The sequence below is a fragment of the Thalassospiraceae bacterium LMO-JJ14 genome (assembly GCA_021555105.2).
GTDB lineage: Bacteria > Pseudomonadota > Alphaproteobacteria > Rhodospirillales > Casp-alpha2 > UBA4479.
In genome coordinates, this window is record CP134604.1 from 227,354 (window position 1) to 250,033 (window position 22,680).

Below are 22,680 nucleotides of genomic sequence, written 5' to 3' on the forward strand. Positions count from 1 at the left end.
GCATTAGTCGGAAACGGAATGAAAATATCCGCTTCTATTAACAGTGAAAACCAGGAACTGCTTTAGGGCAGAGTTTTCGGCAGCCTCAGCCATAACCGGACTTCCAGTTCGATTATCGCCGGGAATGCATGGTTCCCCCGTGAATAAATGGGCGCATAGTCTCACAAGGGGCATTTGATAAATTAAACTTTTGATGAAGTGTAATAATGAATTTACACGCGACCGATAAAATCAAAATTCCGGTTTATTTGCTTGAAAGTTGGCAAGTAACACTTGATCTGTTGGCCGAAACTTGTGCGGTCCCGGCCGCCCTGCTCAAGCAGGTCCACGCCAATGAAATTGAAGTCCTCGTCACAAGCCAATCTCCCGGCAATGTATATGAACAAGGCGAAAGGACAGAGCTAAATACCGGGCTCTATTGCGAAACCGTCATGGCGGCCGGCAAAGAACTTCTCGTTACGAATGCCCTGACTTCCCCCGGGTGGGAGCAAAACCCCGATATTGAATTTGGCATGATTTCTTATTGCGGATTGCCGATCCGTTGGCCCAACGGGAAAATCTTCGGAACAATCTGCGTTCTCGACAAAAAAGAGAACCACTATTCAGAACTACACAGGAAGCTCTTGAAAGAGTTTCGCAATTCGATCCAGTCCGGATTGCAAATTGCCCACGACAATCATGCCTTAAAACAAACTCAGGCAGAACTGCGTCCACTCAACAAGCATATGGACCAAAAGGTTGCGGAACGCACCGCCGGTCTGGAACGTGAAATTATCGAGCAAAAAAAGGCAAACGATACCCTTAGGGAAAGCGTCGAGCAATTCCACGCACTTTACCAATCGACAAACATGTCAGCGATTATTTCCGTCGACGACAAGGGATGCCTCACTTCGTGGAACCTTGGTGCGGAAAAGACGTTCGGCTACAGTGCAGATGACATCGTCGGTCAGCCTATAATTACTTTGATCCCGGAACGCTACCGCAAAGCCCATCAAGCCGGGTTCAAGCGCGCCTTGAAGACGAAGGCCTACCGGATAATCGGTAAGTCCGTCGAATTGCACGGGCTGCACAAGGATGGCCACGAATTCCCTGTCGAACTCTCACTCGGTGTGTGGCGTTCCGAGAATCGAACATACTTCTCGGCCATCATGAACGACATTTCCGAGCGCGATCAGGCCAAAGCGGCATCGCAGAGGAACCAGGCTTTTCTGCAAGCCGTGCTCAACACCGTGCCGGGCATGATCAGCGCCAAAGACCTGACCTCGCGTTATGTATTCATGAACAACTATCAGGCAACTCTCTACGGCACCCGCCCTGAACTGGTCTCGGGCAAGAAGGCAGGGCAACTGCTTAACCTGGAATACGGCGGAAAAACCGAAGGGTTTGACAAAGAGGTTATCAGGACGGGGGAAACCCTGGGGCCATATGAAGAAACCTATGCCGATACTAAGGGGGTCGAACATACCTGGTTAACAACCAAGTCACCTGTAAAAAATGAACATGGTCAGGTTACATATATTGTGTCTTCCGCCATCGACATCACGAGTCTCAAACAGGCGGAGGAGGCACTTAAATCTGCGCTGGAGGATGCCGAGAAAGCCAGTCGGTCCAAGTCGGCCTTTTTGGCCTCAATGAGCCATGATCTGAGGACCCCGCTCAATTCAATCCTTGGGTTCATACAGCTAATGGAGGAAGAAATTCACGGCCCGGTCGGGAACGAGAAGTACCGCGAATATCATGAAATAATTCATGGCAGCGCCACGCATTTGTTGTGGCTGGTTAATGAAATTCTCGATCTGAGCCAGCTTGAGGCAAACAAGTTCGAAGTGAACCTGGAAATCTATGATCCACTTGAGCATACGGCGAGTTTGATCAAGACGTTCGATCCGATCGTTCGGGAAAACGACATTTCAATTGAATTTTCTTATTCTGAAAACATGCCCTCGGTTATTCGAGCGGATAAGAAAGTGGCAATGCAAATCCAAAGCAATCTGATTTCCAACGCAATACGCTTTTCCCCCGAAGGAACTGTCATAAAGGTCCGGTGGTCGCTTACAGATGAGGATCGTTTTGTTTTTGAGGTGAGGGATTGTGGCGAAGGTTTTTCCGATTCCATTCTCGAAAATTATGGACAACCCTTTCTCGTTTCAGACCCTGTGCATTCATCAGGCGCCAAGAAAAGCTTTGGTCTCGGGTTATACATTTGCAAGCGCTACATCGAGGCCAGAGGCGGCACCTTAACCCTGACGAACATTCCGGGGGGCGGGGCTTCGGTTGTTGCTTCATGGCCGGCAGATCTCTTGAGAGCACCGGCCGTCGATCTCTGATTTCACCGGCATGCCGGCTTGCGTCAAACGGAGACGAATTTCCAACACGTCAAACACGGCTGCTGTCAGCCAAAGTGGACGCGGCAGTATCCAAAAAGTGAAGTACGACACATAACATTTGGCGGTTAGTTTTCTAAGCTAAGGTATTTGGAGGCTAATAAACATGAAGCGGCAACTTGTGTTGAACGGCAACCCTATGGAAGAAATTGTCGGATTTGCGAGAGCTGTTCGGGTTGGTCCCTATATTACAATTGGTGGAACGGCACCTGTTGATCACGAGGGCAAAACAGTCGGTATCGGTGATGCCGGACGCCAGGCGGAGCGAATATTCGAAATCATCGGGGATGCTTTGGAACGCGCTGGGTCAAGTTGGAAGGATGTTGTACGGACACGCATTATCCTTACGGATATTGACGACTGGAAATCCGTGATTGATGTTCGAGCAAAGTTTTGCCGTGAACCAAAACCAGTCGATACAATCATGCAAATAACCCGGTTCGTGAACCCGGAATGGCTGGTGGAAGTTGAAGCCGACGCCGTCGTAGCGGACGATTGAGTGGTCTCAGTTAGCCCCGATGAAATCGATTTCCTCTCGTCACCGATTGAGCAACTCAGTTTTAAACCAGATGTGCCGATGTATGAATTATCGGTTCAATCGGGGTTCCGTCGTTCTCGGCAGCATGGCGATTGAAGGTCTTAAAATCAGGAGGAAGGATCGTTCCAGGACGCGCTTCGGAGACAAAGATGTGTTTACTGTTTTCGGGCGTAGCCGAAATTGATGTCGGATCATTAAGAGTGCCGATATAAATGCCAAGGCGATCCGGCCAACGTTCGAAAGTCAAAGCGAGCTTGGTTCCACATCTAGAACAAAAATGAACGTGTACGTCTTTTCCACTTCCTTCCGAGGGCGTTGTGAACTTAGCTGGATCGCCCTGGGTGAACGTAAAGGTCTCGCTTTCGAATATGGGCTCTATCATTCGATCCGAACCGGTAGCTCGCTGGCAGAACCGGCAGTAACACACCGTCACCCAAAGTGGTTCGCTCCCAGTATCGTACTCGACGTCTCCGCATAGACAGCGGCCTTTATGCCCAACTGACATAAACTATTTCCCATCTTAATTGTTACGAGAAGCCTAGCATGGTCCAACTTAACTTTTGGATCAATGAGAATGGCGACAACGACGAAGAGATGATTTACGCCTGTCTTGTGTCATATGCGGACGGCCGCAGGGCCCGAAGCGGACGTCTGCTTCCGGTTGAATGGCAATCCTCATGCTGAGGAGGCCGCAAGGCCGTCTCGAAGCATCGGACCGGATAAACCTAAACCCGTTTCCGCCTGACCAGTTTCGGCGTCACCCGCAACGCGCGGCTTTTCGCTTTGGTTTTGCCGGTCGCCCGGGTGCGGGGTTTTTTCGGCGGTTTGTCGTCGAGGAAATCTTCCGCCTGGAACAGCGGCGGCACGGGCGGCTTTTTCTTAGCCTTTTCCTGGGCGCGTTTTTTCGCCTCGGCGCGGCGGCGAACGGCATCGAGCATGCGCTGTACCGAGGGTTCGCGGTCGGGCCGCGTGCGGCGCTTTTCGAAATGCATCTGGCCGATCTGATCGATGTGACGCTTGAGCGCGTCGAACCGCATCGAGCCTTCGAGCACGCGGATGTAAGCGGCCAGCGTCCACGGGTTGGCGGGCGCGGATGTCAGGCCGCGGTCGTCACACCACGCGCTGAAGGCTTCCCAGCTTCGGATTTTGCCCAGTGCGGCCACGTAATCCACCCTTTCAAAGCGGCGCCCGGCCCCATATTAAAGAGGTCCGTATTTGCACAACCGCCGTCACGACAAGGAACGAGAATACCATGAGCAAGCGCGTCATCAACATCGCCGCCATTCCGGGTGACGGCATCGGCCCCGAAGTCATCGATGCCGGGATGGAAGTCCTGCATGCCGTCGCCAAGCGTGACGGCGGTTTCGAGATCAAATCCGAACGCTTTGACTGGGGGTCCGAACGCTACCTGAAAAAAGGCGATTTCATGCCCGACAACGGGCTTGAGACGCTGCGCGCCTTCGACGCCATTCTGTTCGGCTCGGCCGGCGACCCGCGCGTGCCCGACCACATCACGCTGTGGGGGCTGCGCCTGAAAATCTGCCAGACGCTGGACCAGTACGCCAACGTGCGGCCGTCCAGGCTTTTGCCCGGCATCGAAGGGCCGCTCAAGGGCGTCACCGCCAAGGAGCTGGACTGGGTCATCGTCCGCGAAAATTCCGAGGGCGAGTACGCCGGGGTCGGCGGCCGCGTGCACCAGAGCCTGGCGGAAGAAGTCGGCATGGACGTTGCCGTGTTCACCCGCACCGGCGTCGAGCGCATCCAGCGCTTCGCCTTCGAGTTGGCCCGCTCGCGCCCGCGCAAGCTGTTGACGCTGGTCACGAAATCGAATGCGCAACGTCACGGCATGGTGTTCTGGGATGCGGTGTTCGAAGAGATCAAGGGCGATTATCCCGACGTTACCACCGACAAGATGCTGGTCGATGCCATGACGACGCGCATGGTCCTGAAACCTGAAACCATCGACACCGTGGTCGCCACCAACCTGCACGCCGACGTGCTGTCCGATCTGGCGGCCGCGCTTTCCGGTTCGCTCGGCATCGCACCGACCGGCAACCTGCGCCCCGAAGGCGATGCGCCGTCGATGTTCGAGCCGATCCACGGCTCGGCCTTCGACATCATGGGCAAGGGCATCGCCAACCCGCTCGGCACGTTCTGGTCCGGCGCCATGTTGCTTGAACAGCAGGGCGAGGTCGCCGCCGCACAGCGTCTGATGAAAGCCATCGAACGGGTCACCGGCGAAGGCACCCACCTGCCCCGCGATCTCGGCGGCACGGCAACGTCGCGCGAGGTCACCGATGCGATCCTTGAAGCGATCAAACAGGACAACGCGTGATCCTCACCGGCGTGTGATTTGCGCCGGCAACGAAAACCGATCTCACAAAACCGACGGCGACGACCGTACCCTGTCGATCTACGTCGCCTTCCCGGACGGCTCTATGGCGTCGCACCTCAAGGCCATGGTGTCGACGCTGGCCGCCGATTGCCGCCGCGCCTTCGGCACCGCGCCGCCGGGCGTGGCCTATATCGGCCTGTCCGGTGACTCGGATGATCTGGGGATGACGTCCAGAGGATTGATCCGGAACATCGTTCTGCGGTAACGGCCGGCGTCATTTATGCGCGACGCCGTTCAGCGACCAGTCGTAATCGTAATCATCAATGTACGTCGCCGATTCCAGCGCCGCTTTTCTGTCCCCCGTCACGTACTGCATCAGATGTGCGATGACGCCTTCTTCGCTGCCGCCGAAGTCTTCTTGAAACCAGTCATAGATTTTCGAAACCGTGATGCCGCCGTCGGCGATCTTCACGCCGCGCGGACTGTTCACATAGGTGACGGCGTTCGCGCTCAAAAGCCTGTCCATGTCGGCCGCCGTATAGGCGCGCGCGATCAGATCGGGACACCCGACCGAGGCGCAGTTGACGGCATAGTGCAGACGCGGGTCGTTCCAGATCGGTCGCAGGATGCGGTGTTCGATGTCATCCAGACTGACCTCTTCGCCCTCGATCTTTATCAGCTTCTTCGCCCATGGCCCGTCGCTGAACAGCCCCGGCGAGATGTCGATGTCGCGGATCGATTTGACCGGATAATGATCGACGATCACCTGCACCGTCAGCGCATTGTAGAGGTTGATCCAGTAGGCCTGCTGCTCGCCCCGGTTCAGGGTGGAGACCGGCGTCGCAGCCAGCCCGTCCAGATACGATGACAGGGCCCGTTTGTCCTCAGCCGTCACCCCCGCATAGTCGACCCTGTTCAGTCCCGCCGGATCGTCTTTGACGTACGTCTTTAAAAACCGCTGCCAGATGCCGTGATCCAGCGAAATCGCGGAATCGGGGTTGTTTTGCCTCCATTTCGGCCAAAGTTCCTTAACGGGCGCGGCGGAAACCGGAAATGCTGCACACAGAAACAGAAAAATGCAGACCCGGACGTATAGACGATTCAAGCGGGCAATCCTTCACAAGGGCTTCACCGGGCCGGCGATCGGCAACGCGGTACGATACACGACCTGCTTCAGCGCAAAGCTCGACTTGATGGAACTGACCCCCGGAAACTTGGTCAGCTGATGCATCAGAAACCGCTCATACGCTTGCAGGTCGCGGGTTACGACGCGCAGTAAATAGTCGCTGTCGCCGGTCATCAAATAACACTCCATCACTTCCGGGAGAGCGCGCACCCGCTCTTCGAATATCTCCAGCGCTTGTTCCACCTGACGCTCCAGACTGACCATGACGAAGACACTGACCGGCAAGCCCACCGCCTCCTGATCGACCAGCGCCGCGTATCCCTTGATGACGCCCTCGTCTTCCAGCGCCCTTACCCGGCGGAGGCATGGCGATGGCGACAATCCGGCACTGTTCGCCAGCTCGACATTACTCAGCCGGGCGTTTGCCTGCAGTGCGGCGAGTATTTTCTGATCAATCTCATCCAAGGCATTTTGTGGCATATTCTGTCCTGTTATGGTGGTTATATTCCCGAATATTGCTAAAAATACCGTAAAACAGCTACACATCGCAATGACCTGTTTTCACGTTTGAGCTATATTGCCGTCATAGGAGAACATCAATGGCACCCTTTGACGAACCGGCAATAGACGACCCTGCACACAAATTGCAGTGCATGGAGGATCTGGCGCAGAAAATCCTCTGGCTTTCGACATGGACCATTCACCATGCGAATGCCATCCGCGAGAAAAAGGACGGCTTGAAGGTCGGTGGTCATCAGGCATCGTGCGCCTCGTCGGTGGCGATTTTGAGTGCGCTGTATCTGTCGGCGTTGCGGCCCGAGGACAGGGTTGCCGTCAAGCCGCATGCCAGCCCGGTATTCCATGCCATCCAGTATCTGCTGGGGCATCAGACGCGCGAGAATCTGGAAAATTTCCGCGCCTACGGCGGCGCGCAGAGCTATCCGTCGCGCACCAAGGACGCCGACGATGTCGATATCTCGACCGGGTCCGTCGGCATGGGTCCCGCCATGACGTCATTTCTGTCGATGACGCAGGACTATGTGCGGCGCCATTTCGACAGCGTCGCCGAGAAAGAGCCCGGCCGCATGGTGGCGCTGGTCGGCGACGCCGAAATGGACGAAGGCAACATGTACGAGGCGCTGTGGGAGGGCTGGAAACACGGCCTTCGCAATTGCTGGTGGGTTGTCGATTACAATCGTCAAAGCCTTGACGGCGTCGTCCCCGATCAGATGTTCCGCCTGATCGACCGCGTTTTCCGCACCACGGGCTGGAACGTCATCACCATCAAATACGGAAAACGCATGATGGAAGCGTTCGAGCGCCCGGGCGGCAAAACGCTCAGGCGCTGGATCAACGACTGTCCCAACGATCTTTATGCGGCCCTCACCTTCCGGGGCGGCGCCGCGTGGCGCGTTCAGCTGAATAAGGACTTCAACGGCAATAACGATGCGCTCAGGCTGATCGAAAGCTATGACGACGACGCGCTGCAGAACCTGATGACCAACCTGGGCGGTCATTGCCTGGAAACCCTGATGGAAGCATTTGACGAAGCCTCCAAAGATGAGACGCCGACCTGCTTCATCGCCTATACCATCAAGGGCTGGGGACTGCCGCTGGCGGGCCACAAGGATAACCATGCCGGAATCCTGAACGCCGAACAGGTCGAGGGATTCCGTGCCAAGCTTGGCATCAAAGAAGGCGATGAGTGGGAACCGTTCGCCGGTATCGAGGACCGCGCCGATGATTTACAGGATTTCCTGGGCCAGGTGCCGTTCAACCGTGACGGACGCCGGCGCTTCGAGGCCGACAGGATCGCGGTGCCGAAAACCCTCGCCTGCCCGGTAAAGGATACCGCTTCGACCCAGGAAGCCTTCGGCAAGATCCTCTACGAACTGGCCGGCGACAAGAACTCGAAGCTGGCGTCCAGGATCGTCACCACCTCGCCCGATGTCACGCAATCCACCAACCTCGGCGGCTGGGTTAACCGGCGCGGTTTGTTTGCACGTGAGGACCGGGCCGATACCTTCCGCGCCCAGCAGGTGCCTTCGGCGCAAAAATGGGAATTCAATTCGGCGGGCCAGCATATCGAACTCGGCATCGCCGAAAACAACCTGTTCGTGATGCTGGCCGCCCTCGGTCTGTCGCATTCGATTTTCGGCGAGCGGCTTCTGCCCATCGGCACGCTCTATGATCCGTTCATCGCACGCGGTCTCGATGCGCTGAATTACGCCTGCTATCAGGATGCCCGCTTCATGGTCGTGGCAACCCCGGCCGGGATCACGCTGGCCCCCGAGGGCGGCGCGCACCAGAGCATCTCAACACCGCTGATCGGCATGGGCCAGCCGGGCCTGACATCGTTCGAGCCGGCCTATGCCGACGAGTTGGCCGAGATCATGGCCTGGGGTTTCGAGCACATGCAGGCCGACGATGGCGGATCGGTGTATCTGCGGCTATCGACCCGGCCTTTGGGCCAGCCGAAACGCAAGATGACACCGGATCTGAGCGCAGCGATCCGCAAAGGCGCCTATTGGCGGCAAAAACCGGCGGGCAAAAACGCCCCCGTGATCGTCTATGCCGGCGCCATCGCCCCCGAAGCGGAAACCGCGGCTGCGGCCATCAAGGGCGCCGGGCTGCTTGCCATCACGTCGGCCGATCGCCTGTTCGCTGACTGGCGCACGCACGGGGACAAGGCGTGGATTGCCGAGCTTCTGGCCGATGCGCCGAAGGGCGAGCCGTTGGTCACGGTGCTGGACGGACACCCCGCCACGCTGGCTTGGCTGGGCTCGGTCGACGGCCGCCGTGTCGAGCCGCTCGGTGTCGACGCGTTCGGGCAATGCGGCGATCTGCCGGCACTTTACGAACGCTATGGCATCGATGCGAAAACCATTTCACAAGCGGCAAAATAACCTACGGCGGCGGTACGGCGGTCACTTCGATCCGCTCTTTACCGCCGCCGATGTTCTTGCGCTTCAGTGATATCGTGCCGATCTCGCCGGTGCGCTTCAGGTGTGTGCCGCCGCACGGCACCTCGCCAAAACCTGGAATTTTCCAGTACCGGCGTCCGGAATCCTTATCGCTGAAGGCGCTTTCAATGGGCAAGTCTGCGCAAACAATCGCATTGGCTTCGCGGGTAAGAACATCGAAGTGCGTCGAGATATTCTCATCGAGGGCAAAATCGATGCGGGCTTTGTCCTCGGCGATGTGCGCACCGATCCGCTCGATTTGACCCAAATTTTTGTAGACCAGCTCGAGCACGACTTCGGCCGCAAAGTGCAGCCGCATCAAACGGTAGCGGCGAGGCCAGTCAATTTCGACATGCACACCTTGCCCCGCTTGAAGGCCATGTCCATGCGCCAAGGTATAGACGATATCGGCGTCACGGACCGATGCATCGACAACCGCGCACCCGCCGATACGCCCGGTGTCGCTTTCCTGACCGCCGGAGAATGCGAAAAAAATTGTTTCTGAAAGGGTGACGCAATCACCATCAACGCCGGCAATGTGCGTATCCAGTTCCGTCAGATATGGGTCGTCCCAGAAAACCTTACGGAGCATCGCACCTCCGATGCGCTCAGCCGTCCCAGTCGAGCGACGTTTCGAGCCGTGCGTGCAGCGTCTGCCAGATTTCGACTTCGTCAGGATCGGCGTCAGGGTCGTTGTCTTCGATCAGCCCCTGTTCGTGGGCGATATGATCGCTGACGAGGACGAGAACTTCCTGAATGTGTTCTTTCGGCACATCCTCGATCTTTACCTTGCCGTCAAAAAGCATGTCGGCGCGGTCCATCATGTCGAGCTTTTCCAGTTCCTTATCCAGGTCCTGGTAACGCTTCTTCCACTTGTGCCAGACCGAGGTATCGGGCACGCCGTCACCGTCGCGGACGCGCTCGTTCAAAATCCCCATCAGGGTGACGAATTCGTGGACGGTAAACTGAATGGTATCCATGATCGCGCTCGCTCTCGGTTCGAATTGCCGCCCTTATAAAAGAATAGTCCGGCCGGATCAAACGCTGGCGCGGTCACGGACATAAGCGGCAATGACGTCATCCAGATCCGCGACAACCGCCGCTGTTTCCGGATAAAGACCATTTTTGGTGATCGCCTTTTCATCCATATATAGACGCCGGTTGATTTCGATCTGCAAACTGTGCCGGTTTTCCGCAGGGCGGCCGTGCTTGCGTACCAGTTCAACCCCCTTCATGGGCCAGTTGACGGCAACACTATAACCGCGCCCGGCCAGGAAATCGCGAACGATCTCGGTATAGGCAGCTTCGCAAGTCGTACCGTCACGATCCCCCAGCACGAAATCCGCACGGACTTCTGGGCCGTCTTCGGTATGCACGTTGCCGCGCTCGGGCATGGAATGGCAGTTGATATGCCAGACGCCGCCGAAGTCGCCATGCAACCGGTCCAGTTCGATCCGCAGCGTATCGTGATACGGCCGCCAATAGTCCTCAATGCGCGTGCGTACTTCGGCAACAGTCAGCTTGCGGTCATAGATGCTCTCTTCACCGTGGACCTTGGTGTAAATCAGGCCCGCGCCACGTTTGGTCTTGATCGAATTGTTGACCGGGTCAGGCCACTCGCCGTCGATCGCTGCGGTTTCGACATCCTCGGTCGAGCGGTTCGGGTCGATGTATGTACGCGGGAATGTCGCCTTGATCAGGACTGCGCCCAACACCGTCACATGCCCGAACAGGGCATCGACGAATGCATCTTCGTTCTGGCGCAGGATATCGAGCGAGATCGCCGGCTTCATGTCGGCGGGGAATTCATACCCGCTGTGCGGGCTGTCGAAGACCAGCGGCAGGGGCGTCGTGCCGACTGCAGGCCGGGCGACGATAACAGGTTCGCTCATTCTCAGGTTCCGTCGTTAAGGTGGCAGGCCGACCAGCGTTTCGGCGCAATCTCGCGCAGCACGGGCCGTTCCTGCATGCAACGATCCGTCGCATGCGGACAACGCGGATGAAAATGACATCCGCCGGGCGGATCGAGCGGCGAGGGAATCTCACCCTCGACCGGTTTGTAATCCAGTCCGCGCTGATCGACGCGCGGGACTTCGTTCAACAGCGCAAATGTATAGGGGTGGTTCGGCGCATCGAACAATTCGTCGGTTTCGGCAATTTCGACGATCCGGCCCAGATACATGATCACGACGCGATCAGAAATATGCTCAACCACCGACAAGTCGTGACTGATGAACAGATACGTCAGGTCCAGATCTTCACGCAGGTCCATGAACAGATTGATCACCTGCGCCTGAATGGAAACATCGAGCGCGGCAATCGCCTCGTCGCATACAAGAAACTCCGGCTTTACAGCGAGCGCGCGGGCGATGCCGATACGTTGCCGCTGACCGCCGGAAAACTGATGCGGGAAGCGGCGGCGGTATTCCGGGTCCAGCCCGACCCGCTGCATCACGTCCGAGACGTATTCTTGGATTTCGGAAGCCTTGCAGAACCCGTGCGCGACCGGCGCCTCGCCGATGATGTCGACAACGCGCATGCGCGGGTTGAGGCTGGCGAACGGATCCTGAAAGATCATCTGGATTTCCAGCGCCGCGCGCTTCGCTTCGGCGATGTTCATATCGGTGAGCGCTACATCCTTGTAAACGATCCGCCCCGACGTCGGCGGCAGGATACCGGCAATCATCCGGCCCAGCGTCGACTTCCCGCATCCCGACTCGCCGACGAGACCGACCACACCGCCCTTTTCGATGGAGAACGTCACCCCGTCAACGGCATGCACGACTTCCTCGCGAATATCTGCGCCGAGCTTTTGCGCCAACCGTCCGGCGAGATCGAGCTTCTTGACGAAGTTCCGCGTCAGGTTGTCGATTTGAAGCATGCTGCCGCTCATGCGCCGATTTCCTCGCCCTGTTGGAGATGCGGATGGAAACAACGTACGGCACGATTTGGCACCGGCGCCGTTATTTCGGGCTCAACATGGCAGGCTTCATCGGCGCGCGGACAACGGCTCTGGAAAGCACAGCCTTTGGGCAGACTGAGCAGCGACGGCGCCATACCAGGAATCTGATACAATCGGTGGCCGCGCGTGTTATGCCCGGGCACGGACCCCAGAAGCCCGCGAGTGTAAGGGTGCACGGGATGATCAAGAACATCGTCGATAGTCCCCTGCTCGACGATGCGCCCGCCGTACATGACGCAGATTTTATCGGCCAGTCCGGCAACAACCGCCAGATCGTGGGTGATCCAGATCATCGACGTGCCGGTTTCACGGCAGAGCTTTTGTGCTTCATAGAGGATCTGTCCCTGGATCGTCACGTCCAACGCCGTCGTCGGCTCGTCGGCGATAATCAGGTCCGGCTTGTTCAAAAGCGCGATGGCAATCGCGACGCGCTGGCGCATCCCCCCGGAAAACTGGTGCGGATAGGACCGCAGCCGTTCGTCCGGCGCCGGGATACCGACCTGACCCAAGGCATCGCGCGCACGGGCCAGGGCATCACGTTTGCTGACCGATGCGTCATGCGCCCGGATGGTCTCAACCATTTGCGTATCGACGCGCAACACGGGATTGAGCGTCATCATCGGGTCCTGGAAGATCATCGCGATGCGGTTTCCGCGCAATTTACGCATTTCCTCCGCATCAAGGCCGATCAGGTTCTGCCCCTTGAACATCACCTCGCCCGACACCACCCGGCCCGGCGGATCGACCAGACCGATAATTGAAAATCCGGTCACCGACTTGCCCGATCCGGATTCCCCGACTAGGCCCACGACCTCGCCCTTGCCGACGGTGAAATCGACGCCATCCACCGCGCGCGCCACACCGGCCTTGGTGAAGAAGTGCGTCTTCAGCCCACGCACATCGAGCGTTGGTGTGCCGCCGGTCATTTCTGCAACCTCGGATTCAGGACATCGCGAAGCTGATCGCCGACAAGGTTGATCGAGACAATGGTGATCAGCAGCGCAATCCCGGGGAAGAAACTGACCCAGTACAAACCGCTCAGCATGACCTCGAATCCGTTGGCAATCAGGAGCCCCAGGGACGGCTCGGTGATCGGCAGCCCGACACCGAGAAAGCTCAGGGTCGCTTCAAGTGAAATCGCGTGCGCCGTCTGCACGGTGCCGACGACGATCAGCGGCGGCAGACAGTTCGGCAAAAGATGGCGGAAGACGATCCGGTTGTTGCTCAAGGCAAGGCAACTTGCGGCTTCGATGTATTCCTTGTTGCGCTCGACAAGGGCCGAGCCGCGCACGGTGCGTGCGTAATACGCCCACTGCACGAGAACCAGGGCGATGATGACCTTGTCGACGCCCTTGCCCAGAACCGAAATCAAGATCAAGGCCACCAGGATCGCCGGAAAGGAGAGTTGGATGTCGACGATCCTCATGATCAGCGTGTCGACCTTGCCCCCGTAGAAAGCCGCGGTCAGACCAATGGCGCTACCGATGCACAGCGCGATGACGCCGGACATGACGCCGACACCGAGACTGATGCGCAGCCCATAGAAGATCGAGCTGAGCAGATCGCGGCCGGCGCTGTCCGTGCCGAGCCAAAAGGTCACGCCGTCCAGGCTTTTGGTGCCGGGTTCGAGGCGGCTGTCGAAAATACTGACCTTGGCGAGATCGTAGGGATTCGTCGGTGAGATCCAGTGCGCGAAAACCGCGATGAAAATGATGGCGACCAGCATCACGAAGGCGCCGACAGCGATCTTGTTCTCGCAATAATCGGAGATAAAGCGCTGTAGCGGCGTTTCGACCTTCAGCGGCGCATCTGTGATTTGTTCCATGGCTTCGCTCATTGTCCGGCATCCTTGAGACGCACCCGGGGATCGAGCACGGAATAGAGAACATCGACGAGAAGATTGATGATCACGAAGACCAGCACGATGATCATCAGGTAGGCGACGATAATCGGCCGGTCGAGATTATGCAGCGAGTCGATCAAAAGCTTGCCCATGCCGGGCCAGGCAAAAACCGTCTCGGTGACCACCGAAAACGCGATCAGGCTGCCGAACTCCAGACCGAGAACCGTGACCACCGGAATCATGATATTCTTCAAAACATGCACCATGATCACGCGCGTTTCGGTCAAGCCTTTGGCGCGGGCGAATTTGACATAATCCTGATGCATGGCTTCGCGCGTGCCGGCGCGCGCCAAACGGATGACCAGTGAAATTTTAAGCAGCGCCAGATTGAGTGCCGGCATCAGCAGGTGCGACAGGCCGTCGGCGGTCAGGAAACTGAGTTCGACACCGAAGACCGCAACCGTATCGCCTCGCCCGGTGGACGGCAGCCAGCCGAGCATCACGGCGAAGACCATGATCATCATCAAGCCGACCCAGAACGTCGGCAGCGAGAAGCCGAGGATCGACCCGGCCATGATGGTTCTGGACGAAAGCGCGTTCGGCCGCATACCGGCATACACACCAAAAGGCACACCGATAAAAACCGCCATAACAAGCGCTGTCAATGCCAGCTCGAAGGTCGCCGGAATGCGCTGGACAATCAGTTTCAGCGCCGATTCCCCGAAAATAAACGACTTTCCGAGGTCGCCCTGAAAGGCATTTTTGACAAAAAACAGATATTGCTCGTGCAACGGACGATCGAGACCCAGATCGCGGATGACACGGGCGATTTCCGCCTGGTCCGCTTCCGGGTTGATCAGCATGTCAACGGGATCGCCGACCACGTTGACACCGACGAAAACAATCAACGACATGACCGCAACCACGATCACGCTCTGAAGCAAGCGCCGAATGATGAATACGGACACTGCGGTCCTCCTACACGTCAGAGATACTGCCGGGACGGTGTTGCCGCCCCGGCAGCTTCATGAACAGACGTTATCTGGAGACAATGCCCATTGCGTAGGTGCGTTCATCCGTACGGGCGTTGTACTTAAGCCCTTTTTTCGCCGCCCAGGTGTTGACCTGGTAATGCAGCGGGATGATGCCCTGGTCCTGGCCGATGCCGATATCGGTCGCTTTGGCGAGCAAAGCGGCACGCTTTTCGTCATCGACGGTCGCCAGCGCTTCATCCAAGACCTTGTCCATTTCCGGGTTGGAATGGCGGCCACGGTTGGATGCGCCCATACCCCTGTCCTTGTTGTAGGTTGCAAGCAGGGATTTGAGCGGCGAAGACGCTTCACCGGTCCCCGAGCCCCAACCGACCAGCACGAAGCTGAATTCCGGGGACTTGTCCGGACCGCCGCGCGATGCGCGTTTGAAGAACACGGACTTGGTCATGGTCTCAACGGAGGTTTCGATCCCGATACGCGAGAACATCTGCGCCACGGCTTCGAGGATCTTGGCGTCGTTGATGTAGCGGTCGTTCGGGCCGTGAACCTTCATCTTGAAGCCATCCGGATAGCCGGCGTCGGCGAGCATCTTCTTGGCGCCTTCGGGGTCGTATGCTTCCGGCTTCAGGTTCGGGCTGACGCCGAAGAAACCTTCGGGCAGCAACTGACCGGCGGGGATCGCAACGCCTTCCATCACACGTTCGACGATCAGATCGCGGCTGATCGCTTTCGACAACGCCTTGCGGACGTTCGCATCAAGAAGCGGGTTTTTGATTTTCGAGCCATCCTTTGCGGTGATGTCCGGGCTGTCTTCGCGGAACTGATCCATGTGCAGATAAATCACGCGGTTGGAAATACCCTGGCTGAGCGACAGGTTGGGTTCTTTCTCAAGACGCTTGATGTCGATCGTCGGCACGTTATCGATAAAGTCGACGTCACCCGCCAACAGCGCCGCGACGCGAGACGGACCGGACTTGATCGGCTTGTAGATCACTTTGTCCCATTCCGGCTTGGCACCGTAAAATGCTTCGTTCCGTTCCAACACCAGGCGGTCGCCCGGCACCCACTCAACGAACTTGTACGGCCCCGTACCGGCCGTTGCCTTGCCGGAATTGAACTCTTCGGTCGTCGCGTCGACGGCTTTGTCCGAGATGATGTGAATGGTCGACACGTCAACCGGCATCAGCGGATAGGGATTCTCGGTTTTGATGTGAATTGTGTAGTCGTCGATTTTTTCGAACGTCTTGCCCTTGATATAGAGTGCGAAGCTCGACGGTGAGTTCGGCACGTTCGGCGCCCGCTTGACACTGGCCATGACATCATCGGCGTTGAAATCGGAACCGTCATGGAACTTCACGCCCTTGCGGAGCTTGAATTCCCACGTCAGATCGTCGATCGCTTTCCAGGACGTCGCCAGCCCCGGAGTCAGGCGCTGCTTTTCATCCTGTTCGATCAGACGTGAAAAGATGTGCGCAGCCAGCGAGTTGTTCGGCGTCAAATTGTGATAGTGCGGGTCAATGGCCGACGGCTCCGAACCGGAACCGATGGTCAACGATTCAGCATGCGCCGCCAAGGGCATGCTGAGCAGGGCAGAAACCGCGCCTGCGACAAGTGCTTTTCTAAAATGCATAATTTGTAGCTCCCTGAATTGATGTCGTGAGGGCATGCGGACCTATCCAGCGCACCCCCGGTATCCCGTCTCGGCTTGTTGCCGATTTCACCGGGGATGATGACACGTTCATCAAAGATGACAAATAGTGATCCGCATGCACAATTAGTATAATAGTATACGTATTATAAATATTGAGACCAGCATGCTTGAACTACCATCTTTACGAGAGCTTGAAGTTTTCCGCGCAACGATATCCGCCGGGTCCGCGACGTCGGCCGCGCAAAGGCTCGGTATCTCGCAGCCCTCCGTCAGCCGTGCCCTGGCACAAATCGAGCAGCGCATGGGCATGATATTGTTTTTGCGCCAGAACGGGCGTCTGGTCCCGACCGCGGAAGCGCTCGCCCTCAATAACGAGTTGGAGGACGTCTTTGAAAGCCTGGACCGGGTCCGGCATTTTGCCGACGAGGCCGATGCCTTGCGTGGCGGCCGGCTGCGTGTGCTGGCGCCGCCGAGCTTCTGCAGTTATTTCGTCACACCGACAATCGTTGAATTCAAGCGCGCGCATCCGCAGGTCCTGATTGAGTTCCGCGTCGTCTCCAGTCAGGAAGCGGTGAACAAAATCACCTCGTTCGAAGCCGACATTGCCGTAACGACCAACCGCATCGCACAACCCGGTGTGCGTATGGAGGCCATCCTTCAAACCCAATCCGTATGCGTCATGCCCGTCGGTCACCGTCTGGCGTCGCAGCAAACCGTCTATGCAAAGGACCTGGAAGGTGAGGCGTTCATCGCCTTGACGAGCAATCTCAAGGCCCGGCGCGGTGTCGACCGTATTTTCGAAAAGGGCGGCATTTCCAGAGATATTATAGTCGAGACCACGACCAATCACGCCGCCTGTGAATGCGTCGCTTCCGGCCTTGGGGTCACGGTTATCAATCCGTTCCCGGTGATATCGAACTTCAAGGGACAGGTCGTTGTACGCCCGTTCCTGCCGAAGTTCGAGCATAGTGTATATGCGGTTTTCCCGTCAGAAACTGCACCCAACTGGCTTGGCCGTGCCTTTATGTCTTATCTGAAACGAAATGCCGCCACATGGCGCGCCGAATGAGCGTCGAGGCGTCGTCATATGTAACGGGAGGAAGTGACGTGCTTGACTTGCCGCAATGCAGAGTCAAATTTCCCTGTCATTATTTTTTAGGAGTGCGCCGTGACCGAACGCGTTGAGAACGAATATCCGATCGAGCTATCTGCCCCCGATATTTCTGCCTACAAGGCAGGAAACACGGGACTCGACTACGTTACGACTTTCGATTCCGGCGCGCCCGGGCCGCATGCGATGGTCACAGCCGTTGTGCACGGCAACGAAATCTGCGGCGCCCTGGCGCTGGATTACTTTTTCAAGACCGACCTGCGCCCCAGAGCCGGCAAGCTGACGCTGGCATTCTGCAACGTCGAAGCCTATCTGAGCTTCGATCCGGCCGATCCGACCGTGTCCAGGTTTATCGACGAGGATTTCAACCGCGTATGGTCCGAGGACGTTCTGGACGGCCCGCGTCAGTCACGGGAATTGACGCGTGCACGCGCTTTCCGTCCGTTCGTCGCCGCCGCCGACTTCCTGCTCGACATTCACTCGATGCAAAAGAAAACCGAAGCCCTCGTCCTGTCCGGGCCACTCGCCAAAGGCCGCGTTCTCGCCCGCGGCACCGGCGTTCCCAAGATCGTGGTTTCGGATCACGGTCACGCGGCGGGGAAACGCATGCGCGACTATGGCGATTTCATCAACCCGGACAGTCCGAAAAACTCATTGCTGGTGGAATGCGGCCAGCACTGGGAAAAGGCTAGCGAAACCGTCGCCCGGGAATCGCTTTTCCGGTTCCTGCTGCATACCGGCACACTCAGCGCCGACGATGTCGCTGCGCACATCGGCCCGGACCCCGAACCGCAACAGTTTATCGAAGTCTCCGGACCGGTCACCATCAAGACCGACAATTTCCGCTTCGTTGAGGAATTTCAGGGCTTTGAGGTCATCGAGAAAGCCGGCTCCGTGCTTGGCTATGACGGCGACGAAGCGGTCGTCACGCCTTATGACAACTGTGTTCTGATCATGCCGTCGAAACGCCTCGGCCCCGGCGGCTCGGCGGTCCGGCTGGGACGCTTCATCGATGGCTGATCGGGTCCCGCCGGCCCGCAAAAGACCGCTTATTGGCATTGGCATCGATTGGCGCGGCCCTGTATGATGCCCGGCAAATCGCAGGGCATCGCAGACGGAGTACACGATGGACGACGAAACAATCGAAGTTGAGGCCATGACGGTGGCATGTGACGGCGGCAACGGACCGCTCGGACATCCGAACGTCTATCTCCATCTCGACGAGGATACGCTCGATGTGGTCTGCCCGTATTGCTCGAAGCGTTTCGTTCTGAAAGAAGGCGCCGATGTCGCCGCCGGCCATTGATCGGTAACGGCTGACGTGGCGGAACCTGATCGCGAGCACGTATTCCTGATCGATGGATCCGGCTTTATCTTCCGCGCCTATTTTGCCGGGATGGCGAACCGCCGCGGACAGATGACCCGTTCCGACGGCACCCCGACCAATGCCGTCTACATCTACACCCGCATGATGCTGAAACTCATCGACGATACCGAGGCTGATTACGTCGCGGTCATTTTCGACAAGGCCCGCAAGACGTTCCGCAACGATATCTATCCCGAATACAAGGCGCACCGCCCCGACCCGCCGGAGGACCTGATCCCGCAATTCGCGCTGGTCCGCGAAGCCACGGAAGCGATGAACGTGCCCGCCGTGCAGATGGAAAACTACGAAGCCGACGACCTGATCGCGACCTATGCCGAACAGGCCGCCGAACAGGGCATGGACGTTACCATCGTTTCTTCCGACAAAGACCTGATGCAGTTGGTCAATGACCGGGTCACGCTGTGGGACGGCATGAAGGACAAGTCCATCGGCGCCGCCGAGGTGGTCGAGAAATTCGGCGTCGGGCCAGACAAGGTGATCGAGGTTCAGGCGCTGGCCGGCGACAGCACCGACAACGTGCCCGGCGTGCAGGGCATCGGCATCAAGACCGCAGCCGAACTGATCAACCAGTACGGCGATCTGGAAACGCTGCTGGCGAAAGCCGACGAAATCAAACAGCCGAAACGCCGCGAAAAACTGATCGAACAGGCCGATCTGGCACGCATTTCGAAACAGCTTGTGACGCTTAAAACCGATGTCCCCATCGACATTACCCTTGCCGACTTCAGAAAGCGCCAGCCCGATCCGGAAAAGCTGCTGGCGTTCCTGAAGGAACAGGAATTCAAGACCCTTGTCTCCTCGATCTCCGCCAAGCACGGAATCTCCGCCGACGACCCGGGGGTGCTGGAAGAGGAAAAACAGGCGCAGGACACCGAATACACGCTGGTCCAGAAGATCGATGACCTGAAGCCGTGGATAACCGCCGCCATGAAGGCCGGGATCGTCGCCGTCGACACTGAAACGGACGCGCTATCCAGCATGCAGGCGGGGCTGGTCGGTGTCTCGCTCAGTATCGAGCCGGGCAAGGCCTGTTATATCCCGCTGGCACATGTCGGTGCCGGCGCGCAGGGCGCTTTCGATCTTGGCGACAGCGACGGCACGCACGAGGCCGATGCGCCGGAACAGATTCCCATGCGCGAAGCTCTCGACGCGCTGAAACCGCTCCTCGAAGACCCGTCTATCCTGAAAGTCGGCCAGAACATCAAGTACGACATGCAGGTGCTGGCGCGATACGGCATCGATGTCGGCCCGGTCGACGACACGATGCTGCTGTCCTATGTGCTCGAAGGCGGCCTGCACGGTCACGGCATGGACGAACTTGCACTGCGGTTCCTGGAGATCGAAACCATCAAGTTCAAGGACGTGGCGGGCTCGGGCAAAAGCGCCATCAGCTTCGATAAGGTGCCACTGGATACCGCCGGCCCCTATGCCGCCGAGGATGCCGACGTGACGCTCAGGCTGCACCGGATGATGAAGCCGCGCCTGACCCGCGAACACATGGTCGGCGTCTATGAGCGCCTTGAGCGTCCGTTGATATACATTCTCGAGCGCATGGAGCGGACCGGCATCAAGGTCGATGCCCAGAAACTCAAGGCATTCTCCGCCGACTTCGAGAAACGCATGGGCGAGCTTGAAATCCATGCGCACAAGCTGGCAGGGCGCGAATTCAACGTCGGCTCGCCGAAGCAGGTCGGCGAAATCCTGTTCGATGAAATGTCGCTGGAAGGCGGCAAGAAGGGCAAGACCGGCGCCTATTCGACCAGCGCCGATGTCCTTGAGGACCTCGTCATTCAGGGTCATGAACTGCCCAGGACGATCCTCGACTGGCGGCAACTGCAGAAGCTGAAAAGCACCTACACCGACGCACTTGTCGAAACCATCAACCCCGATACGGGGCGCGTGCATACCTCGTTCAGCCAGGCCGTGACATCGACCGGGCGGTTGTCGTCGAACGATCCGAACCTGCAGAACATTCCGATCCGGTCCGATGAAGGCCGGAAAATCCGCCAGGCCTTCATCGCCGACAAGGGCCATGTGCTGATGTCGGCCGACTATTCGCAGATCGAACTCAGGCTGCTGGCCCACGTCGCCGATATCGATGTCCTGAAACAGGCCTTCGCGGACGGGCAGGATATCCATGCCATTACCGCGTCCCAGGTCTTCGGCGTGCCGATCGACGGCATGGACCCGATGGTCCGCCGCCAGGCCAAGGCCATCAACTTCGGCATCATCTACGGCATTTCCGGGTTCGGCCTGGCGCGCCAGCTCGGCATTCCCAGGGGCGAGGCGCAGCGCTACATCGATGCCTATTTCGAGCGTTATCCGGGCATCAAGGACTACATGGATAAGACCAAGCAACTGGCGCACGATCAGGGTTATGTCGAAACGCCGTTCGGGCGCAAATGCCATATGCGGGGCATCAATGAAAAGAACCAGGCACTCAGGGGCAACGCTGAACGCGCCGCCATCAACGCCCCGATTCAGGGCGGGGCGGCCGATATCATCAAGCTCGCCATGACCCGCGTACCGGCCGCTCTTGAAGACGCAAAGCTAAGCGCGCGCATGCTTTTGCAGGTGCACGATGAACTGATCTTCGAAGTGCCGGAAGGCGAAGTCGAAAAAACCCGCGCGCTGGTCAAGGACGTGATGGAAAGCGCCGCGCAACTCAACGTGCCGCTGGAAGTCGACATCGGCACCGGCGACAACTGGGACGAGGCGCACTAGGCCGCGCGGAGCTTCCGCTTCAACGGCTCTACGGCGCGCATCATCATCAGCGAAGCGAAGATCGCACCATAGACCAGCGGTTCATACTGCAAGCCCTTGCGCATCATGAAGAAATGCAGGCACGCCGCCGCACCGGCGACATAGACGGCCTTGTGCAGTTTGTTCCAGTTCCTGCCGCCGATCCGCTTGATCCAGCCCTTGGTCGAGGTAACGGCAAGCGGGATCAGGCACACAAGCGCCAGCATGCCGACCGTGATGTACCAGCGCTTGACGATATCTTCCCAGATCGCCGTCCAATTGAAGAACTGGTCAAGCACGACATAGTTGGATACATGCAGCACCACATAAAAGAACGCGAACAGACCTAGAAGCCGGCGCAGACGCACGACCTGCTTCCAGCCGCTGAGAATGCGCAGCGGCGTCACCGCAAGCCCGATCAGCAAGAAGCGGAGCGCCCAGTCACCGAGATAGCGGTTGATGAATTCGACCGGGTTCGCCGTCAGGCCACGGCCGCCGAGAAGGACCGCGTCGGCGACCAGCCAGCCGAGCCACGCCAGCGGTGCCAGACACAAAACCCAGACCGCAGGCTTGATGACCCAGACCATCGGATCGCGGCGCTTTGCATGTGCGCGATGGACTGTTTCAGCGGAAGCACCGGCATTCA

21 protein-coding genes are annotated in these 22,680 nt (G+C 58.0%); 9 read left to right on the forward strand and 12 right to left on the reverse strand.

The window, feature by feature from the left end; genetic code table 11:
- Window positions 1-206: 206 nt before the first annotated feature.
- Window positions 207-2,327 (forward strand): PAS domain S-box protein, encoded by a 2,121-nt coding sequence (locus tag L2D14_01055; GenBank protein WNK00030.1) that lies wholly within the window; start codon window positions 207-209, stop codon window positions 2,325-2,327.
- A gap of 163 nt (window positions 2,328-2,490) precedes the next feature.
- On the forward strand, window positions 2,491-2,883 hold the full coding sequence (locus tag L2D14_01060; protein ID WNK00031.1) for a Rid family hydrolase: 393 nt from the start codon (window positions 2,491-2,493) through the stop codon (window positions 2,881-2,883).
- A 764-nt stretch (window positions 2,884-3,647) separates the two neighbouring features.
- Here the strand turns inward: L2D14_01060 and L2D14_01065 are convergent.
- The gene (locus L2D14_01065; protein WNK00032.1) at window positions 3,648-4,085 is read right to left on the reverse strand and encodes a hypothetical protein; all 438 of its coding nucleotides are present in this window, start codon (window positions 4,083-4,085) and stop codon (window positions 3,648-3,650) included.
- Window positions 4,086-4,174: 89 nt separating this feature from the next.
- Here L2D14_01065 and L2D14_01070 point away from each other — a divergent pair, with 89 nt between their 5' ends.
- Complete coding sequence (locus L2D14_01070) at window positions 4,175-5,257, forward strand: tartrate dehydrogenase (GenBank protein ID WNK00033.1); 1,083 nt, start codon at window positions 4,175-4,177, stop codon at window positions 5,255-5,257.
- Window positions 5,258-5,270: 13 nt separating this feature from the next.
- Complete coding sequence (locus tag L2D14_01075; protein WNK00034.1) at window positions 5,271-5,522, forward strand: hypothetical protein; 252 nt, start codon at window positions 5,271-5,273, stop codon at window positions 5,520-5,522.
- A gap of 9 nt (window positions 5,523-5,531) precedes the next feature.
- Here the strand turns inward: L2D14_01075 and L2D14_01080 are convergent, their stop codons facing one another.
- Together L2D14_01080 and L2D14_01085 are read right to left on the reverse strand one after the other, a co-directional pair.
- Window positions 5,532-6,362 (reverse strand): DUF547 domain-containing protein, encoded by an 831-nt coding sequence (locus L2D14_01080; protein WNK00035.1) that lies wholly within the window; start codon window positions 6,360-6,362, stop codon window positions 5,532-5,534.
- A 12-nt stretch (window positions 6,363-6,374) separates the two neighbouring features.
- A complete protein-coding gene (locus L2D14_01085; GenBank protein WNK00036.1) occupies window positions 6,375-6,863 on the reverse strand; it encodes an Lrp/AsnC family transcriptional regulator in 489 nt (162 codons plus the stop codon).
- Window positions 6,864-6,982: 119 nt separating this feature from the next.
- Between L2D14_01085 and L2D14_01090 the strand changes: the two genes are divergently transcribed.
- Complete coding sequence (locus L2D14_01090; GenBank protein ID WNK00037.1) at window positions 6,983-9,289, forward strand: transketolase; 2,307 nt, start codon at window positions 6,983-6,985, stop codon at window positions 9,287-9,289.
- Window position 9,290: 1 nt separating this feature from the next.
- Here L2D14_01090 and L2D14_01095 read toward each other — a convergent pair whose 3' ends face one another.
- The 8 genes from L2D14_01095 to L2D14_01130 all read right to left on the reverse strand — a co-directional run bounded on the left by L2D14_01095 (window position 9,291) and on the right by L2D14_01130 (window position 16,773).
- Window positions 9,291-9,938, reverse strand: coding sequence for an alanyl-tRNA editing protein (locus L2D14_01095; GenBank protein ID WNK00038.1), 648 nt, complete (start codon window positions 9,936-9,938; stop codon window positions 9,291-9,293).
- Between the two features lie 16 nt (window positions 9,939-9,954).
- Window positions 9,955-10,326 (reverse strand): hypothetical protein, encoded by a 372-nt coding sequence (locus tag L2D14_01100; protein ID WNK00039.1) that lies wholly within the window; start codon window positions 10,324-10,326, stop codon window positions 9,955-9,957.
- A gap of 57 nt (window positions 10,327-10,383) precedes the next feature.
- Window positions 10,384-11,238, reverse strand: coding sequence for an N-formylglutamate amidohydrolase (locus L2D14_01105; protein ID WNK00040.1), 855 nt, complete (start codon window positions 11,236-11,238; stop codon window positions 10,384-10,386).
- Window positions 11,239-11,240: 2 nt separating this feature from the next.
- Entirely contained in the window at window positions 11,241-12,239 is a 999-nt protein-coding gene (locus L2D14_01110; protein WNK00041.1) for an ATP-binding cassette domain-containing protein, read from the reverse strand.
- Window positions 12,236-13,234, reverse strand: a complete 999-nt coding sequence (locus L2D14_01115; protein ID WNK00042.1) for an ABC transporter ATP-binding protein — start codon at window positions 13,232-13,234, stop codon at window positions 12,236-12,238. The genes L2D14_01110 and L2D14_01115 overlap by 4 nt, the downstream gene beginning before the upstream one ends.
- On the reverse strand, window positions 13,231-14,145 hold the full coding sequence (locus tag L2D14_01120) for an ABC transporter permease (protein ID WNK00043.1): 915 nt from the start codon (window positions 14,143-14,145) through the stop codon (window positions 13,231-13,233). Before L2D14_01120 ends, L2D14_01115 begins: the two co-directional genes overlap by 4 nt.
- The gene (locus L2D14_01125; protein WNK00044.1) at window positions 14,142-15,119 is read right to left on the reverse strand and encodes an ABC transporter permease; all 978 of its coding nucleotides are present in this window, start codon (window positions 15,117-15,119) and stop codon (window positions 14,142-14,144) included. Before L2D14_01125 ends, L2D14_01120 begins: the two co-directional genes overlap by 4 nt.
- 70 nt (window positions 15,120-15,189) lie before the next feature.
- The gene (locus L2D14_01130) at window positions 15,190-16,773 is read right to left on the reverse strand and encodes an ABC transporter substrate-binding protein (protein WNK00045.1); all 1,584 of its coding nucleotides are present in this window, start codon (window positions 16,771-16,773) and stop codon (window positions 15,190-15,192) included.
- 184 nt (window positions 16,774-16,957) lie between these two features.
- Here L2D14_01130 and L2D14_01135 point away from each other — a divergent pair, with 184 nt between their 5' ends.
- The 4 genes from L2D14_01135 to polA all read left to right on the forward strand — a co-directional run bounded on the left by L2D14_01135 (window position 16,958) and on the right by polA (window position 22,016).
- A complete protein-coding gene (locus L2D14_01135) occupies window positions 16,958-17,863 on the forward strand; it encodes a LysR substrate-binding domain-containing protein (protein WNK00046.1) in 906 nt (301 codons plus the stop codon).
- A gap of 99 nt (window positions 17,864-17,962) precedes the next feature.
- Window positions 17,963-18,925: a M14 family metallopeptidase gene (locus L2D14_01140; GenBank protein WNK00047.1), complete on the forward strand. Its 963-nt coding sequence runs from the start codon at window positions 17,963-17,965 to the stop codon at window positions 18,923-18,925.
- Between the two features lie 106 nt (window positions 18,926-19,031).
- Window positions 19,032-19,211, forward strand: a complete 180-nt coding sequence (locus L2D14_01145; protein ID WNK00048.1) for a zinc-finger domain-containing protein — start codon at window positions 19,032-19,034, stop codon at window positions 19,209-19,211.
- Window positions 19,212-19,226: 15 nt separating this feature from the next.
- Window positions 19,227-22,016 (forward strand): DNA polymerase I, encoded by a 2,790-nt coding sequence (gene polA, locus L2D14_01150; GenBank protein WNK00049.1) that lies wholly within the window; start codon window positions 19,227-19,229, stop codon window positions 22,014-22,016.
- Here polA and L2D14_01155 read toward each other — a convergent pair.
- Window positions 22,013-22,621: a protein-methionine-sulfoxide reductase heme-binding subunit MsrQ gene (locus tag L2D14_01155; protein ID WNK01711.1), complete on the reverse strand. Its 609-nt coding sequence runs from the start codon at window positions 22,619-22,621 to the stop codon at window positions 22,013-22,015. The two genes, polA and L2D14_01155, sit on opposite strands and share 4 nt — an antisense overlap.
- Window positions 22,622-22,680: the final 59 nt, after the last annotated feature.

Bases quoted from the DNA above. Each gene is read 5' to 3' on its own strand.
- L2D14_01115 (WNK00042.1), bottom strand. From the start codon at position 13,234: ATGACCGGCGGCACACCAACGCTCGATGTGCGTGGGCTGAAGACGCAC.
- L2D14_01085 (WNK00036.1), bottom strand. From the start codon at position 6,863: ATGCCACAAAATGCCTTGGATGAGATTGATCAGAAAATACTCGCCGCA.
- L2D14_01120 (WNK00043.1), bottom strand. From the start codon at position 14,145: ATGAGCGAAGCCATGGAACAAATCACAGATGCGCCGCTGAAGGTCGAA.
- L2D14_01130 (WNK00045.1), bottom strand. From the start codon at position 16,773: ATGCATTTTAGAAAAGCACTTGTCGCAGGCGCGGTTTCTGCCCTGCTC.
- L2D14_01155 (WNK01711.1), bottom strand. From the start codon at position 22,621: ATGGTCTGGGTCATCAAGCCTGCGGTCTGGGTTTTGTGTCTGGCACCG.
- L2D14_01100 (WNK00039.1), bottom strand. From the start codon at position 10,326: ATGGATACCATTCAGTTTACCGTCCACGAATTCGTCACCCTGATGGGG.
- L2D14_01090 (WNK00037.1), top strand. From the start codon at position 6,983: ATGGCACCCTTTGACGAACCGGCAATAGACGACCCTGCACACAAATTG.
- L2D14_01095 (WNK00038.1), bottom strand. From the start codon at position 9,938: ATGCTCCGTAAGGTTTTCTGGGACGACCCATATCTGACGGAACTGGAT.
- L2D14_01070 (WNK00033.1), top strand. From the start codon at position 4,175: ATGAGCAAGCGCGTCATCAACATCGCCGCCATTCCGGGTGACGGCATC.
- L2D14_01055 (WNK00030.1), top strand. From the start codon at position 207: ATGAATTTACACGCGACCGATAAAATCAAAATTCCGGTTTATTTGCTT.
- L2D14_01060 (WNK00031.1), top strand. From the start codon at position 2,491: ATGAAGCGGCAACTTGTGTTGAACGGCAACCCTATGGAAGAAATTGTC.
- L2D14_01145 (WNK00048.1), top strand. From the start codon at position 19,032: ATGGACGACGAAACAATCGAAGTTGAGGCCATGACGGTGGCATGTGAC.
- L2D14_01135 (WNK00046.1), top strand. From the start codon at position 16,958: ATGCTTGAACTACCATCTTTACGAGAGCTTGAAGTTTTCCGCGCAACG.
- L2D14_01105 (WNK00040.1), bottom strand. From the start codon at position 11,238: ATGAGCGAACCTGTTATCGTCGCCCGGCCTGCAGTCGGCACGACGCCC.
- L2D14_01110 (WNK00041.1), bottom strand. From the start codon at position 12,239: ATGAGCGGCAGCATGCTTCAAATCGACAACCTGACGCGGAACTTCGTC.